Below are 7,880 nucleotides of genomic sequence, written 5' to 3' on the forward strand. Positions count from 1 at the left end.
CTTGGCGGCCTTCAGGGCAGCCACCTTGTTGCCGGCCAGATCCAGCACGTCAGCGGAGGGGCCGATGAAGGTGATGCCGTTCTCCGCACAGGCCTTGGCCAGGCCCGGGTTTTCGGACAGGAAACCGTAGCCGGGGTAAACGGCATCGGCGCCGGACTCCTTGGCCACGCGAATGATCTCGTCCACGTCCAGGTAAGCCTTGACGGGGTGACCCTCCGTGCCGATCCGGTAGGCCTCGTCAGCCTTCTGCCGGTGAATCGAGTTGCGGTCCTCCAGCGGGTACACACCCACGGTCTTGGCGCCGAGCTCGTAGGCGGCTCGGAAGGCGCGGACGGCGATTTCACCGCGGTTGGCCACCAGGATCTTCTTGAACACAGGCACTCCTTCTGTACGGGACCGGTCCGGGCGTCGTCGTGGTTGATCGAACCCCAAGTCCCTGACGCAGTTTCATGGGGTCATCCGGTCCACTCATCGTCGAGTGGGGACGGCAGCGGCACCAGCTTACGGTGACACCTGTTTATTTGTGCGGTGTTACACAAAACTCAGCCCTCTGGGTACTTCATACCAGCATGACGTGTCCCGGGTGTAACCGCGACCACCCGTGGACGCCGGAGACCCCGCTTGTTAGATTGCGGGCATGCGCGTTGTGGTGGTTGGCGGAGGCATTGGAGGCCTGGCCCTGGCCCACGGGCTCACCCTGCGCGGTATCCACACAGACGTGTTGGAACGCGATACCGATTTCACTCTGACGGGCGGTTACAAGCTCCATTTGGGGCCGATGGCTGTCCGCGCTCTGCACCAACTTCTCCCACCCGAACGCATGGCCCGTTTGAGGGCTGCATCGGTTCGCACTGACGCATTCGAGCTGGCAGTGCGCACCCACCGGGGACAGCTACTACTCACAGCCGGGGAAGTTGAATCGGGCGAGTCCTTGGACATCGACCGCATCACGCTGCGACGGATATTGGCCGAGGGCCTGGAACCTCACCTTCTCACTGACCGAACCGCCACGTCTTACGACCTCACGGGAGATCACGTGAGCATCCGTACACGTCCGGGCCACGTCCACCATGCAGACGTGCTGGTGATCGCCGATGGCGCGCACTCCACCCTGATCCAACAGCTCTCCGGCGGCATCACCAACAGGCCAACGGGTTTGGTGGGGATCGCCGGCCGTACGTCAACATCTGCGCTGACCCACACTTCCCAAGACCTCCTGCGTGAACGTCCATCCTTGGCTGTCGGCGCCGGTGGGGTGGGGCTCTTCACGTCCTGGCATGCACCGCAAAGCTCCTACGACCGGACTGGGCTCACCGAAGGCCCGCCTGAACCCGTGGTCATCTGGGGGATGATCGCCACAGAGGAGCAACTCCCGAGCGACTTCCGAAACCTACCGAGCCCCCACCTGGCCGAACTCGCAGCGGAACTGTTGGGACGGCGTCGTTGGCTACGGGATCTTCAGCAACTACCTCAGCGCTCGAACCCGCAGTCCGTGGGTGCGTTCCGCTTCCTGGCAGCCGACCCTCTGAACGTTGCCACTTGGGCACCTGGGCCGGTCACCGCCCTGGGCGACGCCGCCCATGCCATGCCTCCCACAGGTGGGCAGGGGGCAGCCACCGCCATCCGCGACGCCGCGCACCTGACTGCGGAACTGGCTCGGGCCGCTGACGGTGAGGTCACAATCACTGAAGCCGCTGCATCATTCCAGCGCACCATGCTCGGCTACGCGCCCCAGGCCGTCCGGGACTCCCTGGAGCCCGTGCGGTGGATCAAGGCCTCAGCGCACCCGGTCGCTCGGGTGGCGCTGACGGGACTGCTCCCCGCGGCCGGGTACCTCTCGGCCACGGTGAGGCGCTTCCGGCGGTGAGAGCGGTACGCGCTCCCACGCCGTCAAGGTCATGCGTTGATGCACTGTCTGGGCCGGATTCTGGACTTCTGCATGTCCTGGGCGGTCAGTGATCTTCAGCGTGCGCCCGCCAGCGGCGGCCCCTGTCGACGAGCCACGTGAACCAGCAACACCGCCGCACCCAGCCAGGCCACCCAGCCAATGGCCTCGACCGGCCAGGAGACAGAGGATGAAGAAGCTACCGACTGCGTGAAGAACACCCGAATGCTGTTCAGCGCTCCGTGCGCCACCACGGCCGCCCACACGGAGCCCAAGAGCTGGCGCAGTGCCAGCAAGAACGGCGCCCAGGACATGATGGCCAGCAGATAAGCCGCAGCCCGCTGCCAATCACCGTCCACAACAATCAACGGCACTGCCGGCAGGTGCCAGAATGCCCATGCCACAGCGGACACCGTTGCTGCCACAGAAAAGGGGTAGCGGGCGGTTCGCGTGGCGAGCCATCCCCGCCAGCCCAGCTCTTCGCCGATGGCAAAAACGGATTGCAGGACCAGGAACGGCACCACTGCAATCACTGCGGGCACAATCATCTCCAGAGGGCGCACCTGCCATTCGCCCACCGTCAGCCCGGCAATCAACTGGGCCGCGCTGATCACAGCCACGGCGCTCACACCGATTCCCACACCTGCCCATGACCAGCGCATCGCGAACGCAGTGGTGAAGGTGCCCGGGCGCATGACGGCCCAGAAGATCAGCGCTGTGAGAAAGGGTGTCAGTTGGGCCACGGCACCACCACGGCGGATCTGTGGATCCCGCATGTCCTCACCAGCTTCCCGGTCATCTCAGCAACGCTCGTACATTGCTGAGATTAGGAAGGTGCGGGCAGCCGTGGCGTCGGGTGAAATGACGAAAAAGGGACCGCACGGCGTCGTCCTTGCAGCGCCGCCGAGATCATGCGTTGGTGCACTTGACGCGCAAAAAGTGCACTTTCTGATGATCTCGGCAACCTGGACCAAAAAACGACGACGGCGCCCCCTCCCGTGAGCCTCTGACGTCAGAGGGGTGGGAGGAGGCGCCGTCGTGGTGATGCCTGAAACCCTCAGCGCTTGTTGCGCGGGCGGCGTTCACGCACGCGCATGGCCACCTCAATGGGGGTGCCCTCAAAGCCGAAGGTCTCCCGCAGGCGGCGGGTGATGAATCGGCGGTAGCCGGGGTCCAGGAACCCGGTGGTGAACAGCACGAACTTGGGCGGACGGGCCGAGGCCTGCGTGCCGAACAGGATGCGGGGCTGCTTGCCACCACGCAGCGGGTGCGGGTGGGCTGCCACCAGTTCGCCCAGGAATGCGTTGAGGCGACCCGTGGAAATGCGGGTGTCCCAAGAATCCAGGGACTTCTCCAGGGCGGGCACCAACTTGTCCTTGTGCCACCCGGTCTTGGCCGAGATGTTCACGCGCGGCGCCCAGGCCACGTGGGCCAGGTCCTTCTCGATCTCGCGGTCCAGGTAGTAGCGGCGCTCCTCATCCAGCAGGTCCCACTTGTTGAAGGCCAGGACCAGGGCGCGCCCGGAGTCGATCGCCATCTGGAGGATGCGGACATCCTGCTCGGCCAACGGCTCGGAGACGTCCAGGAGGACCACGGCCACCTCGGTGCGCTCCAGGGCGGACTGGGTCCGCAGAGAGGCGTAGTAGTCCGCACCGGAGGCCATGTGCACGCGGCGGCGGATACCGGCGGTGTCCACAAAACGCCAGGGGCGCCCACCGAGCTCCACCATTTCATCCACGGGGTCACGGGTGGTTCCGGCAAGATCGTTGACCACCACACGTTCGGCACCTGCCAGCTTGTTCAGCAGGGAGGACTTGCCCACGTTCGGCCGGCCGATCAGTGCCACACGACGCGGACCGCCCAGCACCTCGGGCTCCGCCACCTGGGAGAATTCCGGCAGTACCTCAAAGAGTGCATCCAGCAGGTCAGCGGCACCCTTGCCGTGCAGCGCGGAGACCGGGTACGGCTCCCCCATACCCAAGGACCACAACTCGGTGGCCTGCAGCTCAAGGGCCGGCGAATCGCATTTGTTGGCCACCAGGATCACGGGGCGCCCGGCGCGGCGCAGCATCTTCACGATCGCCTCATCCGTGGCCGTCACGCCCACGGTGGTGTCCAGCACCAGCAGGACGGCATCAGCGCGCGCCACGGCCAGTTCGGCCTGCTCCGCCACAGATTTGTCGATTCCGCGGGCGTCCGACTCCCAGCCGCCGGTGTCCACCATGGTGAACGGGCGGCCCAGCCACTCGGCACTGTAGGAAACACGGTCACGGGTCACGCCCGGAACGTCCTCCACCACGGCCTCACGGCGCCCGATCACGCGGTTGACCAGCGTGGACTTACCCACGTTCGGGCGTCCCACCACAGCCACCACGGGAGCGGGCTTGCGGGTCAGCCCGCCAAAGGCGTCATCCTCCCACTCGTCCAACAGGGCAAGGTCTTCCTCGTCCAGTTCGTAGTCTTCAAGCCCGGCACGGAGGGCATCGGCACGCTGGTCGGCTTCGTCGTCGTCAATGGCGGCCAGGCGCTCTACGACGTCGTCGTCCTCGCCTCCCAGCACCGATTCCACGTACGGGTCCACCGGGTGCTGCCACGGTTCAAGGTTGGGGGTTGAGTTCTCAGTCATGGAGCACTCTCCTCTCACAAGTTTTTTAGAAGTTTGCTGTGTTTCCAGCAGTATTTCAGGCCAGCTGCGGCACGGCGCGCAGGACCAGGTCCATGACGGCCTGCACGGACTGCTCCAGGTTCAGATCGGAGTTGTCCAGGGTGATCACACCATCAGCTGCGGTGGAAAAGTTGACCACGGTGGAGTCCTTGGCATCGCGGCCCACCACCTGGGCACGCAGGGCCTCAGCGTTCTGGGAGCCACCCAGTTGAGCACCGCGGCGCTGCATCCGGGCTTCCTCGGAGGCCACCATCAGGATCCGGACCTCCGCATCAGGGGCCACCACGGTGGTGATGTCCCGGCCCTCGGCCACCATCCGGCGTCCGGAATCCGCAATGATCCCGCGCTGCCGGGCCACCAACACCTCCCGGGCGGCCGGCACCGTGGCCACGGAGGACACGTGGGAGGTCACCTCAGGCGTCCGGATGGCTTCTGTGACATTGGTGTCTCCCACCCTCACGAACTGCCGGTCCGGGTCCGTGGAGATCTCCACCGGGGCATCCTGGGCCGCAGCCACAACAGCGTGGGTGTCCGCCCAGTCCACGTTCTGCTGCATGGCCCACCACGCCACGGCGCGGTACATGGCACCAGTGTCCAGGTAGCCCAGGTCCAAGCGACGAGCGATCTCCTTGGCCACGGTGGACTTCCCGCTGCCCGAGGGCCCGTCAATGGCCACCAGCACTTGCACCTGATCCGTCACTGGACAACCTTCCATCCGTTTGTGGTGAGTGCTTCCACCAATTCTTCCCTGCGATTGGGCTCCACGGAGACCTCCGCCAGACCCACCGGTTGCCCCGGTGAGTGATCCAGCCGCAAGTCTTCCAGGTTGATCCCGATCTCACCGATGAACGTCAACAGGTGAGCGATGGTGCCGGGGACGTCATCCACCAGAACCGTGAGTTGGGCGAATGCCTTGGGCGCCCCGCCGTGCTTGCCCGGAATACGGGCCTGACCGGCGTTGCCTTCGGCAATCAGTTGGGCCACGTCCAGGCGCGAGCCCGGCGCAGTGGGTGCCTCCAGCGTGGAAATCAGCCGCTGCAGGTCCTCCTGGACACCGTGCAGGGCCGGGACGATCGAGGCGGCATTGGCCGTCAGGATCTGCACCCACAGCCCGGGATCCGAACCAGCAATCCGTGTGGTGTCCCGCAGTCCTTGCCCGGACAAAGCCAAATGATGCAGCGGGGTGTCCTGCAGGCGGGAAGCCAGCAAGGAGGACATCACCTGGGGCAGGTGGGAGATCAGGGCCACGGTGGTGTCATGCTCATCGGCAGACATCTCCGTGACCGTGGCCCCCAGCTCCACCGCCAGCGCCTTGACCAGCCGACGCGTGGACGGCGCGGTCTGCTCCGAGGAACACAGCACCCATGGCATGGAGGTGAACAACTCACCACGGGCGGCCACCGGCCCGGACTTCTCCCGCCCGGCCATGGGGTGCGAACCCACATAACGGGACAGATCGGCACCCGTGGCCTCCAGCCCGCGCAGAATCGCGCCCTTCACGGATGCCACATCAGTCACAACCGCGCCCGGGAACTCCTCCAACGCTGCCGCCACCAGGCTCACCGTGACATCAGGCGGGGTTGCCACCACCACCAGTTGAGGCTCGGGCATCTGCCCGTCCCAGGCGCGTTCACTCAACCCGGCGCCGATGTCCTCCCCCACGGCCTCAGCCGTCGGAGAGGCATCACGCAGCCACGTCTCCACACCCAGGTTGCGCAGACCCAATCCGATGGAGGCCCCCAACAACCCGGCGCCAACAATCAGAACGGAACCAACGGGCGCCGTCGTCACGGCAGGGACCTGGTGATCCGCAGGCGTCACCTCAGGAACTCAATCCCACGGAAGCCAGCAGGTGGCCCACCTCGGTCTTGGAGAGGTCACGCACCACGCCCTGCTTCTGGTTGCCGATGCGGATGGGGCCCACCTGGGTGCGCACCAGGCGCTCCACCGGGTGACCCACGGCATCGAACAGGCGGCGCACAATGCGGTTGCGGCCCGAGTGCAGGATCACCTCCACCAGAATGTGCCCCGGCACGGAGTCCACCAGGCGGAAGGAATCCACCTTGGCCATGCCGTCATCCAGCATGATCCCGGACTTCATCTGCTCGCCGATCCCCTTCTCCATGGGGCCGCGGACCTGCACCAGGTAGGTCTTGGGCACCTCGTAGGAGGGGTGGGTGAGGCGGTTGGTGAGTTCGCCGTCGTTGGTCAGCAGCAGCAGACCCTCGGTTTCAATGTCCAACCGGCCCACGTGGAAGATCCGCTGCTGGTGGCGGTGCGGGATCAGGAAGTCAGAAATGCACTGCCGGCCTTCCTGGTCCCCCATGGTGGAGACCACGCCTTCGGGCTTGTTGAAGGCGTAGTAGACCAGCTTGTCATCCAGCTGGATGGGCAGGCCGTCCACGGTGATCTCCGCGGTCTTGGAGTCCACGCGCACGCCCAGCTCAGTGACCACTTCACCGTCAACGGTCACGCGGCCCTCAGTGATCATCTCCTCGCACACGCGCCGCGATGCCACACCGGCGTTGGCCAGCAGCTTCTGCAGACGCACGCCCTCCGAGTCGTGGACCTCCAGACGGTCCACCGGCGGGTTCTTTGGACGACGACGACGGTGCGGCCCGTAGATTGCCACCTTGTCCGGCATCTTCCGGCCGTAGCGATCCGTGTTGGCGTAAGGGCGCTGGGCATCAGACTTGGGCGGGGTGTTGCCCTTGGCACCGAGCTTGCCGGCACCGGCCCGGCCGGGGCGGGGCTTGCTGCCTGCGGCTGCCGGCTTGTTGGAACCGGAGTTGTTGGCACCAGGTTTGTTGCCTCCGGGCTTGCCGCCCTGGAAAGAGCCACCCTGTGCGGGGCGTCCCTGTGACGGTCGGCCTTGTGAAGGACGGCCGGGGCCTGACTGGCGGGGTCCACCCTTGCCCGAACTACCCTGGCTTGCGCCGCGGTTTCCACCCGGACGGCCGGATCCGCCCTTGGCGCCGCCGCGGGCCGGTCCGCGCCCGGATCCACCCGATGAGGGGCGTCCGCCGCGATTGTTGTTCTGTCTGTTCTCAGCCATGTCTCACTGTCCGTTTCAGGTCTGTGGTGGTTTGTCTGCACTACCCCGGATGGCTCATCTGGGTGGTGGGTGCGGCGTCGTCGTGAGCGTGGTGCTGGTTTCAACAGCTTCCATGCCGACCGTCTGCGTCATGTATGGCGCGCCGCAAAGCCCCCAGTCTACCGGGCCACCGCCTGCCGACGACTGTCACCCCAGTCACACGGCACGGCTACCCCAACCCCGCCCACTTCCGTGAGATCACCACCTGATGCTGAGATCACCAGCAACGGGGTGTC

7 protein-coding genes are annotated in these 7,880 nt (G+C 65.8%); 1 reads left to right on the forward strand and 6 read right to left on the reverse strand.

The features are described 5' to 3' along the window. On the reverse strand, positions 1 to 375 hold a 375-nt coding region (locus L979_RS03015; protein ID WP_047689054.1), incomplete at its 3' end, for a biotin carboxylase N-terminal domain-containing protein. Positions 376 to 637: 262 nt separating this feature from the next. On the opposite strand from L979_RS03015, the gene L979_RS03020 reads away from it, so the two are divergent. Continuing rightward, complete coding sequence (locus L979_RS03020) at positions 638 to 1,867, forward strand: NAD(P)/FAD-dependent oxidoreductase (protein WP_047689057.1); 1,230 nt, start codon at positions 638 to 640, stop codon at positions 1,865 to 1,867. Between the two features lie 95 nt (positions 1,868 to 1,962). Here L979_RS03020 and L979_RS03025 read toward each other — a convergent pair whose 3' ends face one another. The 5 genes from L979_RS03025 to L979_RS03045 all read right to left on the reverse strand — a co-directional run bounded on the left by L979_RS03025 (position 1,963) and on the right by L979_RS03045 (position 7,605). Beyond that, positions 1,963 to 2,661, reverse strand: coding sequence for a CPBP family intramembrane glutamic endopeptidase (locus tag L979_RS03025; RefSeq protein WP_047689058.1), 699 nt, complete (start codon positions 2,659 to 2,661; stop codon positions 1,963 to 1,965). 281 nt (positions 2,662 to 2,942) lie between these two features. Then, positions 2,943 to 4,511 (reverse strand): ribosome biogenesis GTPase Der, encoded by a 1,569-nt coding sequence (gene der, locus L979_RS03030; RefSeq protein ID WP_052209399.1) that lies wholly within the window; start codon positions 4,509 to 4,511, stop codon positions 2,943 to 2,945. A 55-nt stretch (positions 4,512 to 4,566) separates the two neighbouring features. Beyond that, entirely contained in the window at positions 4,567 to 5,265 is a 699-nt protein-coding gene (cmk, locus tag L979_RS03035; RefSeq protein ID WP_047689060.1) for a (d)CMP kinase, read from the reverse strand. Further along, the gene (locus L979_RS03040) at positions 5,247 to 6,341 is read right to left on the reverse strand and encodes a prephenate dehydrogenase (protein ID WP_047689068.1); all 1,095 of its coding nucleotides are present in this window, start codon (positions 6,339 to 6,341) and stop codon (positions 5,247 to 5,249) included. The genes cmk and L979_RS03040 overlap by 19 nt, the downstream gene beginning before the upstream one ends. A gap of 31 nt (positions 6,342 to 6,372) precedes the next feature. Next, positions 6,373 to 7,605, reverse strand: coding sequence for a pseudouridine synthase (locus tag L979_RS03045; RefSeq protein ID WP_047689063.1), 1,233 nt, complete (start codon positions 7,603 to 7,605; stop codon positions 6,373 to 6,375). Between the last annotated feature and the right edge of the window lie 275 nt (positions 7,606 to 7,880).

The sequence above is a fragment of the Kocuria sp. ZOR0020 genome (assembly GCF_000800955.1).
In the GTDB taxonomy this organism is placed as follows: domain Bacteria; phylum Actinomycetota; class Actinomycetes; order Actinomycetales; family Micrococcaceae; genus Kocuria; species Kocuria subflava.

What these genes read in the sequence shown, in the direction of transcription:
- L979_RS03020 (WP_047689057.1), top strand. Translation starts at nt 638, where the DNA reads ATGCGCGTTGTGGTGGTTGGCGGAGGCATTGGAGGCCTGGCCCTGGCC.
- L979_RS03025 (WP_047689058.1), bottom strand. Translation starts at nt 2,661, where the DNA reads ATGCGGGATCCACAGATCCGCCGTGGTGGTGCCGTGGCCCAACTGACA.
- der (WP_052209399.1), bottom strand. Translation starts at nt 4,511, where the DNA reads ATGACTGAGAACTCAACCCCCAACCTTGAACCGTGGCAGCACCCGGTG.
- cmk (WP_047689060.1), bottom strand. Translation starts at nt 5,265, where the DNA reads ATGGAAGGTTGTCCAGTGACGGATCAGGTGCAAGTGCTGGTGGCCATT.
- L979_RS03045 (WP_047689063.1), bottom strand. Translation starts at nt 7,605, where the DNA reads ATGGCTGAGAACAGACAGAACAACAATCGCGGCGGACGCCCCTCATCG.